19 protein-coding genes are annotated in these 17329 nt (G+C 66.5%); 10 read left to right on the top strand and 9 right to left on the bottom strand.

Annotation, left to right across the window (positions count from 1 at the left end; genetic code table 11):
* Positions 1-3 precede the first annotated feature (3 nt).
* On the top strand, positions 4-681 hold the full coding sequence (locus ACO05N_RS04525; RefSeq protein WP_422055991.1) for a YjbE family putative metal transport protein: 678 nt from the start codon (positions 4-6) through the stop codon (positions 679-681).
* Between the two features lie 58 nt (positions 682-739).
* Here ACO05N_RS04525 and ACO05N_RS04520 read toward each other — a convergent pair whose 3' ends face one another.
* Entirely contained in the window at positions 740-1432 is a 693-nt protein-coding gene (locus tag ACO05N_RS04520) for a dienelactone hydrolase family protein (protein WP_422055990.1), read from the bottom strand.
* A 14-nt stretch (positions 1433-1446) separates the two neighbouring features.
* Positions 1447-1911 (bottom strand): methylated-DNA--[protein]-cysteine S-methyltransferase, encoded by a 465-nt coding sequence (locus tag ACO05N_RS04515; protein ID WP_422055989.1) that lies wholly within the window; start codon positions 1909-1911, stop codon positions 1447-1449.
* 50 nt (positions 1912-1961) lie between these two features.
* Here ACO05N_RS04515 and ACO05N_RS04510 point away from each other — a divergent pair, with 50 nt between their 5' ends.
* Genes ACO05N_RS04510 through ACO05N_RS04485 form a run of 6 tightly spaced genes read left to right on the top strand, consistent with a single transcriptional unit; the run spans position 1962 to position 7682 of the window.
* Complete coding sequence (locus tag ACO05N_RS04510; protein WP_422055988.1) at positions 1962-2201, top strand: DUF6489 family protein; 240 nt, start codon at positions 1962-1964, stop codon at positions 2199-2201.
* The gene (gene mnmE, locus ACO05N_RS04505; RefSeq protein WP_422055987.1) at positions 2198-3496 is read left to right on the top strand and encodes a tRNA uridine-5-carboxymethylaminomethyl(34) synthesis GTPase MnmE; all 1299 of its coding nucleotides are present in this window, start codon (positions 2198-2200) and stop codon (positions 3494-3496) included. The genes ACO05N_RS04510 and mnmE overlap by 4 nt, the downstream gene beginning before the upstream one ends.
* A gap of 55 nt (positions 3497-3551) precedes the next feature.
* A complete protein-coding gene (mnmG, locus tag ACO05N_RS04500; protein ID WP_422055986.1) occupies positions 3552-5387 on the top strand; it encodes a tRNA uridine-5-carboxymethylaminomethyl(34) synthesis enzyme MnmG in 1836 nt (611 codons plus the stop codon).
* Positions 5384-5992, top strand: a complete 609-nt coding sequence (rsmG, locus tag ACO05N_RS04495; RefSeq protein ID WP_422055985.1) for a 16S rRNA (guanine(527)-N(7))-methyltransferase RsmG — start codon at positions 5384-5386, stop codon at positions 5990-5992. Before mnmG ends, rsmG begins: the two co-directional genes overlap by 4 nt.
* Positions 5989-6768 carry a ParA family protein gene (locus ACO05N_RS04490; RefSeq protein WP_422055984.1) on the top strand — a complete coding sequence of 260 codons (780 nt, stop codon included), beginning with the start codon at positions 5989-5991 and terminating at the stop codon, positions 6766-6768. The genes rsmG and ACO05N_RS04490 overlap by 4 nt, the downstream gene beginning before the upstream one ends.
* Positions 6765-7682, top strand: a complete 918-nt coding sequence (locus tag ACO05N_RS04485) for a ParB/RepB/Spo0J family partition protein (protein WP_422055983.1) — start codon at positions 6765-6767, stop codon at positions 7680-7682. The genes ACO05N_RS04490 and ACO05N_RS04485 overlap by 4 nt, the downstream gene beginning before the upstream one ends.
* Before the next feature lie 373 nt (positions 7683-8055).
* On the opposite strand, the gene ACO05N_RS04480 is transcribed toward ACO05N_RS04485, so the two are convergent.
* The 5 genes from ACO05N_RS04480 to ACO05N_RS04460 are packed head-to-tail and all read right to left on the bottom strand — an operon-like array spanning position 8056 to position 13032.
* Positions 8056-8511 carry a hypothetical protein gene (locus tag ACO05N_RS04480; protein WP_422055982.1) on the bottom strand — a complete coding sequence of 152 codons (456 nt, stop codon included), beginning with the start codon at positions 8509-8511 and terminating at the stop codon, positions 8056-8058.
* Between the two features lie 8 nt (positions 8512-8519).
* Positions 8520-9539 (bottom strand): DNA polymerase III subunit delta, encoded by a 1020-nt coding sequence (gene holA, locus ACO05N_RS04475; RefSeq protein ID WP_422055981.1) that lies wholly within the window; start codon positions 9537-9539, stop codon positions 8520-8522.
* A complete protein-coding gene (gene lptE / locus ACO05N_RS04470; RefSeq protein WP_422055980.1) occupies positions 9536-10042 on the bottom strand; it encodes an LPS assembly lipoprotein LptE in 507 nt (168 codons plus the stop codon). Before lptE ends, holA begins: the two co-directional genes overlap by 4 nt.
* Positions 10039-12570, bottom strand: a complete 2532-nt coding sequence (gene leuS / locus ACO05N_RS04465) for a leucine--tRNA ligase (protein ID WP_422058703.1) — start codon at positions 12568-12570, stop codon at positions 10039-10041. Before leuS ends, lptE begins: the two co-directional genes overlap by 4 nt.
* Before the next feature lie 24 nt (positions 12571-12594).
* A complete protein-coding gene (locus ACO05N_RS04460) occupies positions 12595-13032 on the bottom strand; it encodes a DUF3576 domain-containing protein (RefSeq protein ID WP_294015754.1) in 438 nt (145 codons plus the stop codon).
* Positions 13033-13219: 187 nt separating this feature from the next.
* Between ACO05N_RS04460 and ACO05N_RS04455 the strand changes: the two genes are divergently transcribed.
* On the top strand, positions 13220-13939 hold the full coding sequence (locus ACO05N_RS04455) for a hypothetical protein (protein WP_422055979.1): 720 nt from the start codon (positions 13220-13222) through the stop codon (positions 13937-13939).
* 14 nt (positions 13940-13953) lie between these two features.
* On the opposite strand, the gene ACO05N_RS04450 is transcribed toward ACO05N_RS04455, so the two are convergent.
* Positions 13954-14502 carry a thiamine phosphate synthase gene (locus tag ACO05N_RS04450; RefSeq protein ID WP_422055978.1) on the bottom strand — a complete coding sequence of 183 codons (549 nt, stop codon included), beginning with the start codon at positions 14500-14502 and terminating at the stop codon, positions 13954-13956.
* Here ACO05N_RS04450 and ACO05N_RS04445 point away from each other — a divergent pair.
* Together ACO05N_RS04445 and ACO05N_RS04440 are read left to right on the top strand one after the other, a co-directional pair.
* The gene (locus ACO05N_RS04445) at positions 14501-15169 is read left to right on the top strand and encodes a YggS family pyridoxal phosphate-dependent enzyme (RefSeq protein ID WP_422055977.1); all 669 of its coding nucleotides are present in this window, start codon (positions 14501-14503) and stop codon (positions 15167-15169) included. The genes ACO05N_RS04450 and ACO05N_RS04445 overlap by 2 nt on opposite strands.
* Positions 15166-15840, top strand: a complete 675-nt coding sequence (locus tag ACO05N_RS04440; protein ID WP_422055976.1) for an HAD family hydrolase — start codon at positions 15166-15168, stop codon at positions 15838-15840. Before ACO05N_RS04445 ends, ACO05N_RS04440 begins: the two co-directional genes overlap by 4 nt.
* 64 nt (positions 15841-15904) lie before the next feature.
* Here the strand turns inward: ACO05N_RS04440 and tldD are convergent, their stop codons facing one another.
* Positions 15905-17323, bottom strand: coding sequence for a metalloprotease TldD (tldD, locus tag ACO05N_RS04435; RefSeq protein ID WP_422055975.1), 1419 nt, complete (start codon positions 17321-17323; stop codon positions 15905-15907).
* Positions 17324-17329 lie beyond the last annotated feature (6 nt).

Below are 17329 nucleotides of genomic sequence, written 5' to 3'. Positions count from 1 at the left end.
CACATGCAGGAAATTTGGGGCCATATCGTCGCCGACTTCGCTGGCCTGTTCTCGGGCAGCGGGTCCGCCTGGCTGGCATTCGGCCAGGTCATTCTGATCGACATCGTCCTTGCGGGCGACAACGCGATCGTCATCGGCGCGCTCGCCGCGGGCCTGCCCGCGGATCAGCGCAAGAAGGTCATCCTGATCGGCATCGTCGCCGCGCTGGTGCTGCGCATCGGCTTTGCGCTGGTGGTGACTCAGCTGCTGCAGGTGATCGGCCTCGTCTTCGCCGGCGGCGTCCTGCTGCTGTGGGTGGCGTGGAAGATGTGGCGCGAAATCGGCCATGGCGGCGAAAGCGCCGGATCGCCGGAGATTGCGGGCGACGAACATTCGGGAATGAAGCCGGCAAAGAGCTTTGCCAGCGCCGCCTGGGCCGTCGCGGTCGCAGACGTGTCGATGAGCCTCGACAACGTCCTCGCCGTCGCCGGTGCGGCGCGCGACCATCCGGGCATCCTGATGGTCGGCCTGGTCATCGCGGTCGCACTGATGGGCGTCGCGGCGAACATCATCGCCAAATATATCGAACGCTATCGCTGGATCGCGTGGATCGGTCTGCTGGTGATCGTCTATGTCGCCGGTTCGATGATCTACACCGGCATCACCGACCAGGAGATCGGTCTGCTGCAGCTGTTCCGCTAAGCGACTGACCTAGAAACGAAAAGGGCGGCGTCCGAGAGGATCGCCGCCCTTTTTGGTTTCAGCCGATATGTTCGGCGAAAAAGGCTTCGGTCCGGCTGTCCGCCAGCTGCGCCGCCGCCTCGGACCGGCGCATGCCCATCTCGGTGGCAAAGCCATGATCCTCGCCGGGATAGTCGTACAGCGTCACTTTGGGGTGATCATCCAACCCCTCATGCATCGCCTTCTGCGTCGCAGCGGGAACGAACCCGTCCTCTCCGGCGATATGCAGCAGCAGCGGGTTGGCGATTGCGTGCTTCTCGCCCAGCAACCCGTCGACGCCCACCGCATAATAGCCGACGCTCGCGTCGCTATCGGTCCGCGCCGCGGTCATGAAGGCGAGCCGCCCGCCCAGGCAATAGCCGGTGACCCCGACCTTGCCGCCGCTCGCATCCCGCGCCGCGCGGATCGTCGCCTCGATATCGGCAACGCCCTTGTCCTGGTCGAACTTGCCCATCCAGTCGAGCGCCTGCTTGAACTCGGCCTCGACATCGGGATCCAGCTCGATCCCGGGCTGCAGCCGCCAGAACAGGTCCGGCGCGAACGCGACATAGCCGAGCGACGCGAAATGATCGCATTTGCGCCGGATGCCCTCATTCACGCCGAAGATTTCCTGGATCACCACGATCGCACCGCGCGGCGTGCCTGCGGGATCAGCGCGATAGGCGGCAAAGCTGCCGCTGCCGTCGATTGCCTGAATTTCGATACTCGCCATGATACGCTCCTTGTTCAGCTGTGGCGCTGCTCGTGGTCGAGCAGCCATTGCTTGGTGGCGGGGCCATCGCCCGCCGAATAGCTCCCCAGCGCGCCGCCGGCAGCGGTCACCCTGTGGCATGGGATGATGACGGGCAGGGGATTGCGCGCGCATAACTGGCCAATGGCGCGCGGTCCCGACTGGAGCCGCCGTGCAAGTTCGCCATAGCTTGCGATCTCGCCGTATCCGAGCGCGATCAGTCCGTCGCGCAACGCCCGTCCGCGCGGCGACCCAAGCAGAGGGAGCGGAAGGTCGAACTTTTTGAGATCGCCGGCGAAATAGGCCAGCAGCTGCTCCGCCGCAGCGCGGACCGGTGTGGCAGAGCCGTTTGCGGCGGGTCCGTCCGCGCTGATCACGACGCGCAAAACCGCTGTTTCGTCACCCTCGACCCGCATGAGGCCGATGGGCGTTGCGATCAGGGCATGGTCGCGCGCATACATGGCGTGAGCGTAGGGCAGGGGATGCCGTTGGCTCAAGCGGAGAAGAGCGAATGAAGATCAATGTCGAGGTCGACTGCACCCCTGAAGAGGCACGCCGCGCCATGGGCCTCCCCGATTTCACGCCGGTCCATGACCGGTACATCCAGATGATGCTCGATTCGATCGACAAGGGCGGGGTCAATCCCGAGCTGCTCGAGAATATGATGAAGAGCTGGACCCCGATGGGTGAGGCCGGGATGAATTTCTGGCGCGGCATGTTCGACATGGGCAAGCGCAGCGGGGGCGAGTGACCGACACGATCTTTGCGTTGTCGAGCGGGGCAGTGCCCGCCGGCATCGCGGTTATCCGCATTTCCGGGCCGCATGCATTTGCTGCCGTCACGACACTCGCCGGCGACCTGCCGCCACCGCGTCGCGCGTCGCTGCGGACCCTGCGTCATGCTGGTGAGCCACTCGACCGCGCCCTGGTGCTCGTTTTCCCGGGGCCCGCGACTGCGACGGGCGAAGATCTTGCCGAACTCCACCTTCATGGCGGTCGCGCCGTGGTGCGTGCGGTCGAGGCAGCGCTCGCGGTGGTACCGGGGCTCCGCGGCGCCGAGCCTGGCGAGTTCACCCGTCGCGCGCTGATCCATGGCCGCATCGACCTGACCGAGGCTGAGGGCCTTGGCGACCTGCTCGCGGCGGAAACCGAAATGCAGCGTCGGACCGCCCTGCGTGCAGCGGAAGGCGGTGTCCGGTCCCGGATCGAGACATGGGCCACGCGCACGCTTCGGCTGTCGGCGCTGGTCGAGGCGATGCTCGATCATGGCGACGAGGATGACGTCGCGGGGGAGGAGGGCGATATCCTTGCCACCGTTCGACACGACGCGGTCGCGCTGGCCGCGGAAATCGAAGCCACTATCGCGCAGCCGCCGGTTGAGCGCATCCGCGACGGCATCCGCATCGTGCTGGCGGGGGCGCCCAATGCCGGCAAGTCCACCCTGCTCAACGCGCTGGCCGGACGTGAGGCAGCGATCGTGTCGCCGCTGGCAGGCACGACGCGAGACCGGATCGAGGTGCCGGTGATGCGCGACGGCATCGCCTATCTGCTCACGGACACTGCAGGGCTTCACGCGGCGCCGGCCGATATTGTCGAAGAGATCGGCATCGCACGCGCCCGGTCGGCCATTGAGAGCGCCGACCTCATCCTCTGGCTTGACGACGCCCCATTGCCGGCCGAGCTGGCGAAGGTGCCACATCTGCTCATCCATCCTCGCGCCGACGCACCGGGGCGCGATGCGGGGACCGCCGGCCGCCTCGCCGTGTCGGCCGAAACGGGGCAGGGGGTCGAGGCGCTGTGGCAAGCGGTCGCCGGGCTTTCGACCGTCTTGCTCCCGGCTCCGGACAGCGTTGCGTTCAACATCCGCCAGCGTGCGCTGGCCGAGCGCGCTGCCGTTGCGCTGCGCGCCGCCGCCGCCCAGAATGAGTTGCTGCTCGCGGCAGAGGAGCTACGCGCTGCGCTGCGTGCTTTCCACCGCATTACGGGCGCTGCGGATGTGGAGGCGATGCTCGACGCCTTGTTCGGGCGGTTCTGCATCGGCAAGTAGCTGTTCCACGTGGAACGCTTTTGACCTAACCCCTGCACGGGGCTATGCGAGCCGCATGCAAAGTTTCGACGTGATCGTGATCGGCGGCGGCCATGCCGGTACCGAGGCGGCAGCTGCGGCTGCCCGCTGCGGTGCCCGAACGGCACTGGTCACCTTCGATCGCGCCATGATCGGGGCGATGTCCTGCAACCCGGCAATCGGCGGGCTCGGCAAAGGCCATCTGGTGCGCGAGGTGGACGCGCTGGATGGGTTGATCGCCCGTGCGGCCGATGCCGCCGCGATCCATTATCGCCTCCTCAATCGTTCTAAGGGGCCGGCAGTGCAGGGACCGCGCGTCCAGGCCGACCGCGTACGCTACGCCGCTGCGATCCAGACCATGCTCGGTGCGCAAGCGGGGCTGGAGATCGTCGAAGGCGAGGCGGTCGCGCTGCGCCTGGAGAAGGGCTGCATTGCCGGCGTTCAGCTTGCCGATGGGAGCACCATCGCCGCGGGAGCGGTCATCCTTGCCAGCGGCACCTTCCTTGGTGGCCGCATCTTCCGTGGCGAGGAGCGTGAGACCGGCGGCCGGATCGGGGAGCGCGCCGCGACTGCGCTCGGGGTGCAGCTGCGTGACTGTGGCCTCCCCATCACCCGTCTGAAGACCGGCACGCCACCCCGCCTAGACGGTCGCACCATCGACTGGGCGGTATTGGAGGAACAGCCCAGCGACGCCGATGACTGGCGCATGTCGCCGATGACCGCGGGTCCGCGACTGCCCCAGCTCGCTTGCGCCATCACCCGCACCAACCTCGATACGCATGACATTATCCGCAGCGGCCTCGACCGCTCGCCCCTGTTCAGCGGGGCGATCGAAGCCGGCGGACCACGCTACTGCCCGTCGATCGAGGACAAGATCTTCCGCTTCGGCGACCGTGATGGGCATCAGATCTTCCTCGAGCCGGAAGGCCTGGCGACACATCTCGTCTATCCCAATGGCCTGTCGACCTCGCTGCCCACCGATGTGCAGTCGGCGATGATCGCATCCATCTCCGGCCTTGAGCGGGCACGGATCGTTACCCCGGGCTATGCCGTCGAGTATGACCATGTCGACCCACGGTCGCTCTCGCACCAGCTCGAAAGTCGCGACGTTCCCGGCCTCTATTGTGCGGGTCAGATCAACGGCACGACCGGCTACGAAGAGGCTGCCGCCCAGGGACTGGTCGCTGGCATCAACGCCGCCGCCGCCGTGCTCGGCCGCGCACCGACCCTGTTCCCGCGCGAGCTCAGCTATATCGGCGTGATGATCGATGACCTCACGCTACAGGGCGTGACCGAGCCGTATCGCATGCTCACCGCACGCGCCGAACATCGCCTCTATCTCCGCGCCGACAACGCTCAGACTCGCCTCGCCGGACTGGGTGCAGCTGCGCAATGCCTCGGATCGGATCGGAGCGCGTTCGTCGCGCGACGCGGCGCGGTTCGGGCCCAGCTCGACACGATATTCGCCGACACCCGCACCGCCCATGCGCTCGGTCAGGCTGGCGCCCCTGTGGCGCAGGACGGCGCGCGTCGCACCGCGTTCGAATGGTTGCGCTTTCCCGCGGTCACGCTCGACCACCTGGACATCGAAACCGATGGCACCGACCCGGCAGTGCTGGCGGAACTGATCGAGGACGCCCGCTATGCCCCCTATCTTGAGCGGCAGGCACAGGAGGCAGCGGCGATGCGGCGGGCGGATGACAAGCGCATCCCGGCGGCGCTCGACTATACCGCAGTGCCGGGGTTGTCGAACGAGATGGTCGAACGCCTCTCGGCCGCGCGCCCCGACACGATGGGCGACGCATCGCGCATACGCGGGATCACGCCGGCGGCATTGACCGCGATCCTGCTCCATGTGAAGCGGGCGGCATGACAGAAGAAGAAGCCCGGAAATGGGTTCGCAGCCGTTACGATGTTCCACGTGAAACACGCCTGGCAGCGTTTGTCGATCTGCTGCGCGAGGAAGCGACGCGTCAGAACCTCATCGCTCCGTCGACACTGGATGAGATCTGGGCGCGCCATATCGTCGATTCCGCCCAGCTGCTCGACCATGCCGATACGGACGGCCTGTGGCTCGATATCGGCAGCGGGGCTGGCTTACCGGGAATCGTTCTTGCCATCCTGCGGGACGGACCGGTGGAGCTGGTCGAACCGCGCAAATTGCGGACCGCTTTCCTCCAGCATTGTGTCGACACGCTCGGTCTGACCAATGTCAGCATCCACACGGCCAAGATCGAACGCACGACCGGTCGCGCCGCCGTAATTACAGCGCGTGCGGTCGGCGCGCTCGACACCGTGTTCCGCATCGCGCAGCACCGCGCCGATCGATCCACAATCTGGGTGCTGCCAAAAGGCCGCAACGCACAATCGGAGGTGGAAGATGCGCGACTATGGTGGCAAGGTTCGTTCCACGTGGAACCGAGCGTGACCGCTGCGGACTCGCTCATCATCGTCGCCAAAGAGGTGCGCCCCAGATGATCTGCATCGCCATTGCGAATCAGAAGGGCGGCGTGGGGAAGACCACGACCGCGATCAACGTCGGCACCGCGCTGGCCGCCACCGGCATGCGGGTGCTGCTGCTCGACCTCGATCCACAGGGAAACTGCTCGACCGGTCTGGGTATCGGACGTGCGGACCGTGAACGCTCGACCTACGACCTGCTGATCGGCGAGACGAGCCTGGAGGATGTTGCGGTGCCCACCCGCGTTCCCGGACTCGATATCGTTCCCGCCACGGTCGACCTGTCGGGCGCCGAGATCGAGCTGATCGAGTTCGAGGCGCGCACCCATCGCCTCGCCACCGCGATCGAGCGTAGCACGCAGCGCTGGGACGTGGTGCTGATGGACTGCCCGCCCTCGCTCGGCCTGCTCACCATCAACGCGATGGTCGCATCCGACGCGCTGCTCGTGCCGCTGCAGTGCGAGTTCTTCGCGCTCGAAGGGCTCAGCCAGCTGCTCAATACGGTCGAGCGCATCCGCGGCCGCTTCAACCCCGGCCTGTCGATCCTCGGCGTCGCCCTCACCATGTACGACCGCCGCAACCGCCTGACCGATCAGGTTGCCGACGACGTGCGCGCCGTGCTGGGCAAAGTCGTGTTCGACACCGTCATCCCGCGCAACGTCCGCCTGTCCGAAGCGCCCAGCCATGGCCTGCCCGCGCTGATTTATGATCATCGCTGCGCCGGATCCGAAGCCTATATCGCCCTTGCCCGCGAAGTGATCGATCGCCTGCCCAAGCTGAAGAAGGCCGCATGACCGAAGAGACCCCAGCGACCCCGAATCCCGCTGCCGCACCGCGCAAGCCACGCCCCGGCCTTGGCCGCGGCCTCAGCGCGCTGCTGGGCGATGCCGAACGCGAAGAGCCCGTGCGTCCTGGGACCGAGCCGTCGATGGGCGTGCGACTGCTCCCGGTCAGCTCGCTGTCGCCGCATCCGGATCAGCCGCGCCGCCATTTCGATGAGGATGCACTGGAGGAGCTCGCCAAGTCGATCGCGATGCGCGGCCTCATTCAGCCGATCGTGGTGCGCCCGCATGGCAAGGATTATCAGATCGTCGCCGGCGAACGCCGCTGGCGCGCCGCCCAGCGCGCACGGCTGCACGAAGTGCCGGTCATCGTCCGTGATCTGGACGAGGCGCAGACCGTTGAAATCGCGATCGTCGAGAATATCCAGCGCGAGGATCTCAACGCGATCGAAGAGGCTGAGGCTTATGCCAAGCTGATCAACGAGTTCGGTCACAGCCAGGAGGCGCTGGCCAAGATCGTCCACAAATCGCGCAGCCACATCGCCAACCTGATCCGCCTGCTCGACCTGCCGCAAAGCGTGCGTCAGCGCGTGGTCGAAGGCGCCCTGACCATGGGCCACGCCCGCGCACTGATCGGCGCGCCCGACCCGGAAAAGCTCGCAAAGATCGTCGTCGAACGCGACCTGTCGGTCCGCGACACGGAAAAGCTCGCCCGCGAAGCCAAGCCACGCGCTGCGGGGAAGGGCGGGGAACGCAGCGGTGGCAGCAACGCGGATATCGTCGCACTGGAGCGCCAACTAGGCGACGTGCTGGGCCTCAACGTCAAGATCAGCTTCGGCGAAAAGGGCGGGGCGTTGACGCTGGCCTATTCGACGCTGGATCAGCTCGACATGATCTGCCAGCGCCTGACAGGCGAGAAAATCTAGTTAAGTCAGTCGCTTGTTGCTTCGCTCTTGCTTAAGCCCCTCCCGCTTGCGGGAGGGGTTGGGGAGGGTCTTCTTCTTCGTCTTCTCTGCGTGCGCGCATCGGCCCTCAAAAAGAAGACCCTCCCCCAACCCTCTGCCGCGAAGGGGGAGAGGGCTAAGAACCAGCACACTCGCATTCGGCTGTTTGCCCCGAGTTCGCCCAACCTGAGTGGGCTGCCCTCCAACGCCGCCTCACCCCCATCGTCACCCCGGCCTTGTGCCGGGGTCCAGCGGGAGGCAAGCGCGAAGCTCCAGAGTCGCCCCGCTGTGCATGCGGCTGCGTGGACCCCGGAATAAGTCCGGGCTGACCAAGGTAGGCGGGACAAAGCTGTGCCTAATCGTGTTCCTGCATCGTCGTAGTGGACGGCAAGTCTAGAAAGCCGCCATCCGCCCGATAGGTCAGCACACACGAGCCAGCGTATATCATCCACTGCTCTTCGAGTGGATCGCCGCCGTAGGGCCAGGTTTCGAGTGCTAACCCTTCATCAAACAGGAATGCGGATCGACCGCTGGACGGCTCGGTGCCGATGTCCAACAGGCAATGTTGATTCAGTGCTGTCACCGCGCGCTTGATGGCCCCGCCGTCGCTCTCTGACGAGGCCAGCTCGAAGCCCTCCCGTATGATCCGGCAGTTGCAACAATATATCCAGAGGTGCCTTTTGCCATAGCCCTCGCTGCTTGGGGTCGGCGTCCCAAATTCAAGGGTCAAAAAGCTGCCAAAGCCATGTTTAGCGCCCCATACGGGCAAGCCGATCATCGGCTGAATGACTGCGGAAGCGGCGGGGTCCATTCCGCCACTCACCCCCGCGCCGCCCCCCGCGCCAGCACCGCCAGCTCATGATCCGCCAGCACCTGCCCGGCGTTGCCCCCGCCGCGCGTCATCGCCCGTTCCGCATCACGCGCGCGTTCCACGGCGCGCGCCAGCATCGGGCTGTTCCAGCGCTGCAGCGCGCGGATCGTCGCGGCTTCCTCCTTGAAGAACACGCGGTGCTTCTTGACCACCTCGGCGGGGCTCAGCCCATGATCGATATCGGCGCGCATCTCGGCCAGCGCCATCAGGCGACGGACCAGCCCGCGCAGCAGCGGAATCATCGACACCCCCGCCGCGTCGAGCCGCGCCAGCTCGACGCCGATTTCGGCCGGACGACCGCCCAAAACCGCCTCGATCGCGCCCGACATCTCGGCTTCGCCCAGATCCGCGCCGATCGCGTCCAGCGCCTCGATCCCCGCTTCACGTGGCCGATCGGGCGCGGCGTCGAGGAACAGCGACAATTTCTCGATCTCTCGCGCCAGCACCGCGCGATCGCCGCCGGACATCGCCGCTAGCCGATCCGCCGCGCCGCCCACCAGCCGCAGCCCATGTTCGCGCGCGATTCCGGTCGCCAGCTGCCCGGCGGTGCGCGCATCGGGGACATAGCAGGCATGAACCATCGCATTGGGCGCGGCGAGCGCCAGCTTGAGCAGCCGTCCGGTGCCTTTCAGCCCGCCGCCGACCGCAACCACCGGATTCCCGGCGGTCTCGGCATCGATCAGCATCCGCACCGCGTCGGTGCCGCCATCGTCGATGCCCGAGACACGGATGTAGCGCGCGCCGCCGAACAGCGACAGCGACGCCGCTTCGCCGGCGAGCAGTCCGGCATCGTCCTTCAGCGCGCTGCCTTCGATATCGATGCGCTCGGCATCCGGACCCATCGCCCGGCCCAGCCGCGCGGCGAGGTCGTTGGCGCCCGCTTCATCGGGGCCGTAGAGCAGGAACAGGCGGATATCGGGCCCCGGCTTGTCAAGCCGCGCCCGGATCTGCGCCTCGCTCGCCTTCACTTGTCGGCTGAGCTGCGCGCGTAGCGGGCCAGCCGCGCGACGATCTGGTCCGCGACGATGCCCGACAGCCGCTCCAGCGCGCTGCGCTCGGCCGCGATCGTGGCATATTCCGAACCCGCGACATCGATGCCCGCATCCGACCCCGCGGTCGCGTCGAGCACGGTCTGCCCGGTCGCCAGGTCGATCAGCTGGTAGCGTGCGCGCAGCGTCCGCCGCTCGCGCGTCACCACGTCATCGCTGCGCACGCCCAGACCTTCGATCCGGTCGTCCAGCTTGATCTCGAGCCGATAGGTCGGCGTTCCGCTGCGCGTCGCCTCGATCCGGTCGCGCACGGCATTGGCGACCAGCCAGCCATTCTCGCCCGGAATCGGCGCAACCTCGACGCCCGACAGCATCGTCTGCACCGGGCCACCTACGCCGCCGCCATACAGCGGCCGCAGCCCGCAGCCCGACAGCGTGGTGCTTGCCGCGACCAGCGCGATCAGGAGTGCTGCGCGCTTCATGCGACGATATTCACCAGACGGTCGGGCACGACGATCACCTTTCGCGGGGTAGCGCCGTCCAGAATGCGCTGCACATTGGGGTTTGCCAAGGCCATGGCCTCCAGATCGGCCTTGTCCGCGCCCTTGGCCGCCGTGACGGTATCGCGCAGCTTGCCATTGACCTGGATCGCGATCGTCACCTCGTCATCGACCAGCAGGGCCGGGTCGACCGCAGGCCATTCGGCATCGGCGATCAGGCCGGTGTTGCCCATCGCGGCCCAGGCTTCCTCGGCCAGATGCGGCACCATCGGTGCGGCGATCAGGATCGCGGTGCGGATCGCGGTTGCGCGCGACGCGCTCGGCGCGGCCTTTTCGATCGCGTTGACCAGGCCATAGAGCTTGGCCACCGCCTTGTTGAACTGCAGCCCCTCGATGTCCGCGGCGACCCCGGCGATGGTTTGGTGCAGGACCCGGTCGAGGCTCTTGTCCTCGCCCTCCCATGCCTGCAGCCCGTCGAACAAGCGCCACAGCCGCTGGACGAAGCGCCAGGCACCCTCGATGCCATTCTCGGTCCACTCCAGATCGCGCTCGGGCGGCGAATCCGACAGCACGAACCACCGCACCGCATCCGCGCCATATTGGTCCACGATCGGTTCGGGATCGACCGTGTTCTTCTTGGACTTGGACATCTTCTCGATGCGGCCGACGGTGACGGGGCCACCGCCTTCGACCTCCACCAGCGCATCGTTGCTGCGCACCACCTCGCCCGGCGACAGCCAGCGGCCATCTGCGGACTTGTAGGTCTCGTGCGTCACCATGCCCTGGGTAAACAGCCCCTCGAACGGCTCGGCGATGTCGATCATCCCGATCCGCTTGAGCGCGCGCGTCCAGAAGCGGGCATAGAGCAAATGCAGGATCGCATGCTCGACCCCGCCGATATATTGATTTACCGGCAGCCATTGCTCGGCCACCGCGCGGTCGAACGGCTTGTCGCCCGGCTGGCTGGCGAAGCGGATGAAATACCAGCTCGAATCGACGAACGTATCGAGCGTATCGGTCTCGCGCCGGGCCGGCTTGCCGCATTGCGGGCAATCGACATGCTTCCAGGTCGGATGGCGGTCGAGCGGGTTGCCGGGGATGTCGAAGCTGACATCTTCGGGCAGCACCACCGGCAGCTGCTTCTTGGGCACCGGTACCGCGCCGCAAATCTCGCAATGCACGATCGGGATCGGCGTGCCCCAGTAACGCTGGCGCGAAACGCCCCAATCGCGCAGCCGCCAGACGGTCGTTCCCTTGCCCCATCCTTCGGATTCGGCACGGAGGATCACCTCACGCTTCGCGTCCGCGACATCAAGGCCGTTCAGGAAGTGAGAGTTGACGAGCGTGCCGGGACCGGTGAAGCTTTCATCCTCGACAAATTCAACTTCGGTTTTTTCGCCATCCGAGACGACCCGCCGGATCGGCAGGCCATATTTGGTCGCGAATTCGAAATCGCGCTGGTCATGCGCCGGCACCCCGAACACCGCGCCAGTGCCGTAATCCATCAGCACGAAGTTCGCGATATAGACCGGCAATTCCCAAGTGGAATCAAAGGGATGCGCCGCGCGGATGCCGGTGTCGAAGCCCAGCTTCTCCTGCGTTTCGATCTCCGCCGCGGTGGTCCCGCCCAGCTTGCACTGCGCGATGAACTCCGCCGCCGCCGGGTCGTTGGCCGCCAGCGCCTGCGCGATCGGGTGATCCGCCGCGATCGCCACGAAGCTCGACCCGAAAATCGTGTCGGGGCGGGTGGTGAACACCTCTACTTCATTGAAATCGCTGGACGAAAGCTTGAAGCGGAACTGCAGACCCTGCGACTTGCCGATCCAGTTTTCCTGCATCAGCCGGACCTTGTCGGGCCATTTGTCGAGCGTTTCCAGGCCGTCGAGCAGCTCGTCGGCAAAGTCGGTGATCTTGAGGAACCACTGGTTGAGCTTCTTCTTCTCGACCGGCGCCCCCGACCGCCAGCCGCGCCCGTCGATCACCTGCTCGTTGGCGAGCACGGTCATGTCGACCGGGTCCCAGTTGACCGTCGATTCCTTGCGGTAAACCAATCCGTTAGCAAACAGATCGAGGAACAGCGCCTGTTCGTGGCCGTAATAGTCCGGCTCGCACGTCGCCAGCTCGCGGCCCCAGTCGATGGCGAGCCCAAGGCGCTTCAGCTGCGCGCGCATCGTCGCGATATTGTCGCGTGTCCAGCCGCCGGGATGGACCTTCTTTTCCATCGCGGCATTTTCGGCCGGCATGCCGAACGCATCCCACCCCATCGGGTGGAGCACTTCCATGCCCTTCATCCGCCGATAGCGCGTCAGCACGTCGCCCATCGTATAGTTGCGGACATGCCCCATATGGATGCGCCCCGACGGATAGGGAAACATCTCAAGCACATAGGATTTGGGCTTGGGCGAGTGATCGTCCGCGGCGAAGGTGCGGCGTTCTTCCCAGACCTTCTGCCACGCGGAATCGGCGTTCAGCGCGTTGAACCGCGACACATGTCTTTCCTTGTCTTCAATCGGTCGGGCAAACCGCCCGCCGGATCAATTCCCGGTAATCGCGGCGCGGCGCAGGTCGCGTGCCTTGGTCAGGATGATGTCTTCCAGCTTCTGCACGGTCGCGGCCTCGACCGGCGCATCGACCCACTGGCCACCGCGATTCTGCTGACGCTGAACGCTGACGCGCAGCGCGTCGGCGCGCAGATCCTGGTCGAGGATCGCCACGGTGATCTTGATCCGCTCAGTCGAGAGATTGGGGTTCACGTGCCAGTCGGTCACGATCACGCCGCCGTTCGAATCGGTCTGGGCGATCGGAGCAAACGACACCGTGTCCAGCGCGGCACGCCACAGATAGGCGTTGACACCGATCGTCGTCACCTTCGACGCGGCAAGATCGGCGCGCGGGCGATCGCCACCGCCGCCGCATGCGGCGAGGGTGAGGGCAACGCTGCCCAGGATCGCGGTGCGCAACTGGCGGTTCATCGGCATCATCCTATGGGAAATCTCATCGGCTCGGTGTGCATCTATAGATGTTGGCGCGCGCGCCGCAAGCGCAAGCCGATGCGGCCCATGCTGTGCGTCTGGAGCAACACCTCTGCCAAAATCGGATTCGACCGGTGGAACATCGCGATCGAATCATGGTAGTGGCTAGCACGAGTAAGGGGTTGCAATGCGGATTCGTCGGATCATTGCGGGATTTGGGCTGGGGGCGCTGGGCGTCGCCGGGCTCGTTGCCGCGCCGGCGCTGCTCGCACAGACCGGGACGCCGCAGCGCGCTGCGCCGGTGCGGGCGACCCAGATTGCAGGTATCGGCACGTTCACGCCGGCATCGGCCGACCCGCGCCTCGCTGCCGCACTGGCGCGCAGTGGCCTGTCCGGCAGTGGCTTCCGCTTCACCCCCGCCGATACGCGCGGGATCAGCAATCGCAGCGTGACCGTCGCGGTTCGTTCGCGCACCACCCGCCCGTCGGCTGCGATCGCCGATCGCGGCGCGGCTGCCCCGGCTTCGGTGACGTTGCAACCGATCGCCTATAATCTGGGCGTTTCGGTCGGCTGGAAGCGCTTTGCGATCTCGGGCGATCTTGCGAAACTCGACCTGGCGGGCCAGCCGGGTAGCAACCAGAAGATGGATCTTGGCCTCAGCTACACCGGCAAGCGCGCATCCGGTCGGATCAAGGCGACCAGCGAGAAGCCGGTCGAGCGTGGTCCGCGCTTGCTGACGGTCGATCCCAATTATTCGATCGATGTCGGCGGCGCCTATTCGATCACCCGCAATCTCGATGTGACGGCGGGCGTGCGCTACAACAGCGAGAAGGATCGCTTGCCGCAGCTGAAGGACGATCGGCGCGACAGTCAGGCCGTCTATGTCGGGACGGCAATCCGCTTCTGACCGGTGATGCCCGGCTAAGCCCAGGCGTCGATACCCGCCCATCCATGCACGCCAAGCGGGCTGAGCGCGCGCCAGCGGCGCTCGTTCATCCCGCCCAACGCGATCACCGGCAGCTTCAGGTCACGAATCATCAGGCCCAGTCGCACCCGGCCCAACGCCGCGGACCCGGGATGGCTGCGCGTGGGATGGACCGGCGATACGAACAGCAGCGCGGCTCCGGCCCGGATTGCGGCAATCGCCTCGATGCGGGAATGGACAGGAGCGGTCAGTGCGTCGCGCAGGCGGCCGTGGCGGAGCGCCGGGCCACGACCCAGCGGCTGCCCGGCGACAACAAGCGCCAGACCCTTGCGTAGTGCAGCCCGGCGGACCTGCTCAAACAGGCGCATGCGCGCCGTGCGCGGCGTGGCGTAATGCCGGAAGACGATGCCCGAACCGCGCGGCAATGCGTCGATCGCTCCCCATAGGGAAGCGCCCAGTCGCTCGTCCGTCATCAGCCAGCGGCGCGGCAGGCGGGCAGGGTGGGGGTGGCGGCGGGGCATCGCGCCACCTATAGCGCCGATCATGTCCGCCGAAACCGCCTCCGCTCGCCTTGCCGACATCCAGTCACGGATCGCCCAAGCCACAAAGATCGCCGGCCGCCGCGCCGATGACGTCACGCTGATCGCCGTGTCCAAGACGCACGACGCCGCCGCGATCCAGCCGCTGATCGATGCTGGCCAGCGCGTGTTCGGCGAGAACCGGGTGCAGGAGGCGGCGGCGAAATGGCCCGCGCTCAAGACCGCGACTCACGATATCCGTCTGCATCTGGTCGGGCAACTTCAGTCGAACAAGGCGGCGGACGCCGTGGCGTTGTTCGACGCGATCCATTCGGTCGATCGCCCGTCGCTCGTCGCAGCCCTGGCCAAGGCGATGGCGGAGAGCGGCAAGCGCCCCGATTGCTTCATCCAGGTCAATATCGGCAACGAGCCGCAAAAGGGCGGGGTTGCCGTTGCCGAACTGCCCGCGTTGCTGGCGGAGGCGCAGGCGGCGGGGCTGCCGATCGCCGGGTTGATGGCGGTGCCGCCGTTCGAGGTCGATTCGGCCCCTTATTTCGCGTTGCTCGCCAAGCTGGCGCGCGAGGCGGGGCTGGACGGGCTCAGCATCGGCATGTCGGACGATTTCGAGGTCGCGGTTACGATCGGCGCCACCCATGTTCGTGTCGGGACGGCATTGTTCGGGGCACGGGCATGAGCCTGTCCGTGCGCTTCGATGCGCTGATCTTCGATTTCGACGGGGTCCTGCTCGAAAGCGAATTCGAGGGTAACCGGCACATTGCCGAGTATCTCACAGCCATCGGGCATCCGACCAGCCCGGAAGAGTCGATGGCAAACTTCATGGGCCTTGCCGGGGCTGAGTTCATCGAAGCGATCGAAGGCTGGATCGGGCGTGCCCTGCCTGAAGGCTTTCACGACGCGCGCGAGGCAGAGAATCGCCGCGTGCTGGTCGAAGGCGTGGCGGAGGTGGCCGGGGCGGTCGCGTTTGTCCGCGCGCTTCCCGAAGATCTGCCGCGCGCCATCGCTTCGTCGAGCAGCAGCCACTGGATCGGGACGCATCTAGACCATCTCGGCATCCGCGATGTGTTCGGCGACCGGATCTTCAGCGGGCGCGAGCATGTGACGCGCGGCAAGCCGGCGCCCGACATCTATCTTCACGCAGCCGCCCAGCTGGGCGTGCCGATCGAGCGCTGTGCGATCCTCGAGGATTCCCCAGTCGGCGCGACCGGGGCGGTGGCGTCGGGCGCGCATGTCATCGGCCTGTGCGCGGGCAATCATTGCGGGCCGGACCATGCTGGCCGGCTGCGCGCGCTGGGCGTCCACGACATCGCGCACGACTTTACCGACGTCGCGCGGTTGCTGGCTTAGAGTTAGATTCAGCTGCGCTGAATCGCGGCACCGGCCCGCCGTTTCAGCTGTGCTGAAACAAGCTCTACGCCGTCCCGCCGACGGTCAGGCCGTCGAGCAACAGCGTTGGCTGACCCACGCCTGCAGGCACTGACTGGCCACCCTTGCCGCACATGCCGATGCCCTCGTCGAGCGCGAAATCATTGCCGATCCCGATCACCCGGGTCAGGCTGGTCGGGCCGTCGCCGATCAGCGTCGCGCTCTTGATCGGGGCACCGAGCTTGCCGTTCTCGATCTTGTAGGCCTCGGTGCAGGAGAAGACGAACTTGCCCGACACGATGTCCACCTGACCGCCGCCAAAGCTCTTGGCGAAAATGCCCTTCTTCACCCGGCTCAGCAGTTCGGCGGGGTCGTCCTGGCCCCCGCGCATGAAGGTGTTGGTCATGCGCGGCATCGGGGCGTGCTGGAAGCTCTCGCGGCGACCATTGCCGGTCGGTTCGACCCCCATCAGCCGCGCGTTCATGCGATCCTGCATATAGCCGCGCAGGATGCCGTCCTCGATCAGCACCGTCTCACGCGTCGGCGTGCCTTCGTCGTCGATCGACAGCGATCCGCGCCGGTCGGTGATCGACCCGTCATCGACCACGGTGACGCCGGGCGCGGCAACGCGCTCGCCGATGCGGCCGGAAAAGGCGCTGGTGCCCTTGCGGTTGAAGTCGCCCTCAAGCCCATGGCCGATCGCCTCGTGCAGCAGGATGCCGGGCCACCCGGGGCCGAGCAGCACCGTCATCTCCCCCGCCGGGGCATCGACCGCGTCGAGATTGACCAGCGCCTGTGCCAGCGCCTCGTCGATCGCGCGGTTCCACGTCTCGGGCTGCATCAGCCGGTCATAAAGCGCGCGGCCGCCGGTGCCGAAGCTGCCGGTTTCGCGGCGACCGTTCGACTCGACGACGATACTGACGTTGAGGCGAACCAGCGGGCGGATATCGGTGGCGATGAAACCGTCGGGGCGGACGATCTCGACCACGCTCCACGATCCGAGCAGGCTGACCGACACCTGCACCACGCGCGGGTCGCGGGCGCGGGCGGCGGCGTCGATCGTCTGGCAGAGGTTCACCTTGTCGGCAAATGGGACCAGGTCGAGCGGGTCGGCATCGGTGTAAAGGTGCCGGTTGGTGCGCGCAGGCGCAGCAGCCTTGGGTCCGGTCGCCGGGTCGATCAGCGCCATCGTCTCACCTGCGCGGCGGATCGCGGCGTCGCTGATCTCATTGGCATGGGCAAAGGCGGTGGTCTCGCCGCTCACCGCGCGCAGGCCGAAGCCCGAATCGGTGTTGTAGGACGCGGTCTTGAGCCGCCCGTCGTCGAAGCCGAACGCTTCCGACTTGCGATATTGCAAATAGAGCTCGCCATCCTCGGCCTTGGCAAGGATCGATGCGGTCAGGCGCTGCGCGGCGTCGGCGTCGAAGCCGTCGCGATAGAGGAAAGCTCGGGGATCGCTGTACATCCCCGG

Source organism: Sphingomonas sp. (assembly GCF_965227385.1).
Lineage (GTDB): Bacteria > Pseudomonadota > Alphaproteobacteria > Sphingomonadales > Sphingomonadaceae > Sphingomonas.
The sequence above is the reverse complement of the archived record's forward strand: the minus strand, read 5'-3'. Positions and strand labels throughout refer to the sequence as shown.

What these genes read in the sequence shown, in the direction of transcription:
- ACO05N_RS04485 (WP_422055983.1), top strand. Translation starts at nt 6,765, where the DNA reads ATGACCGAAGAGACCCCAGCGACCCCGAATCCCGCTGCCGCACCGCGC.
- ACO05N_RS04450 (WP_422055978.1), bottom strand. Translation starts at nt 14,502, where the DNA reads ATGATCGGCGCTATAGGTGGCGCGATGCCCCGCCGCCACCCCCACCCT.
- tldD (WP_422055975.1), bottom strand. Translation starts at nt 17,323, where the DNA reads ATGTACAGCGATCCCCGAGCTTTCCTCTATCGCGACGGCTTCGACGCC.
- ACO05N_RS04515 (WP_422055989.1), bottom strand. Translation starts at nt 1,911, where the DNA reads ATGTATGCGCGCGACCATGCCCTGATCGCAACGCCCATCGGCCTCATG.
- ACO05N_RS04455 (WP_422055979.1), top strand. Translation starts at nt 13,220, where the DNA reads ATGCGGATTCGTCGGATCATTGCGGGATTTGGGCTGGGGGCGCTGGGC.
- ACO05N_RS04445 (WP_422055977.1), top strand. Translation starts at nt 14,501, where the DNA reads ATGTCCGCCGAAACCGCCTCCGCTCGCCTTGCCGACATCCAGTCACGG.
- mnmG (WP_422055986.1), top strand. Translation starts at nt 3,552, where the DNA reads ATGCAAAGTTTCGACGTGATCGTGATCGGCGGCGGCCATGCCGGTACC.
- ACO05N_RS04510 (WP_422055988.1), top strand. Translation starts at nt 1,962, where the DNA reads ATGAAGATCAATGTCGAGGTCGACTGCACCCCTGAAGAGGCACGCCGC.
- ACO05N_RS04490 (WP_422055984.1), top strand. Translation starts at nt 5,989, where the DNA reads ATGATCTGCATCGCCATTGCGAATCAGAAGGGCGGCGTGGGGAAGACC.
- lptE (WP_422055980.1), bottom strand. Translation starts at nt 10,042, where the DNA reads ATGAAGCGCGCAGCACTCCTGATCGCGCTGGTCGCGGCAAGCACCACG.
- ACO05N_RS04525 (WP_422055991.1), top strand. Translation starts at nt 4, where the DNA reads ATGCAGGAAATTTGGGGCCATATCGTCGCCGACTTCGCTGGCCTGTTC.
- ACO05N_RS04440 (WP_422055976.1), top strand. Translation starts at nt 15,166, where the DNA reads ATGAGCCTGTCCGTGCGCTTCGATGCGCTGATCTTCGATTTCGACGGG.
- ACO05N_RS04480 (WP_422055982.1), bottom strand. Translation starts at nt 8,511, where the DNA reads ATGGACCCCGCCGCTTCCGCAGTCATTCAGCCGATGATCGGCTTGCCC.
- ACO05N_RS04520 (WP_422055990.1), bottom strand. Translation starts at nt 1,432, where the DNA reads ATGGCGAGTATCGAAATTCAGGCAATCGACGGCAGCGGCAGCTTTGCC.
- ACO05N_RS04460 (WP_294015754.1), bottom strand. Translation starts at nt 13,032, where the DNA reads ATGAACCGCCAGTTGCGCACCGCGATCCTGGGCAGCGTTGCCCTCACC.
- rsmG (WP_422055985.1), top strand. Translation starts at nt 5,384, where the DNA reads ATGACAGAAGAAGAAGCCCGGAAATGGGTTCGCAGCCGTTACGATGTT.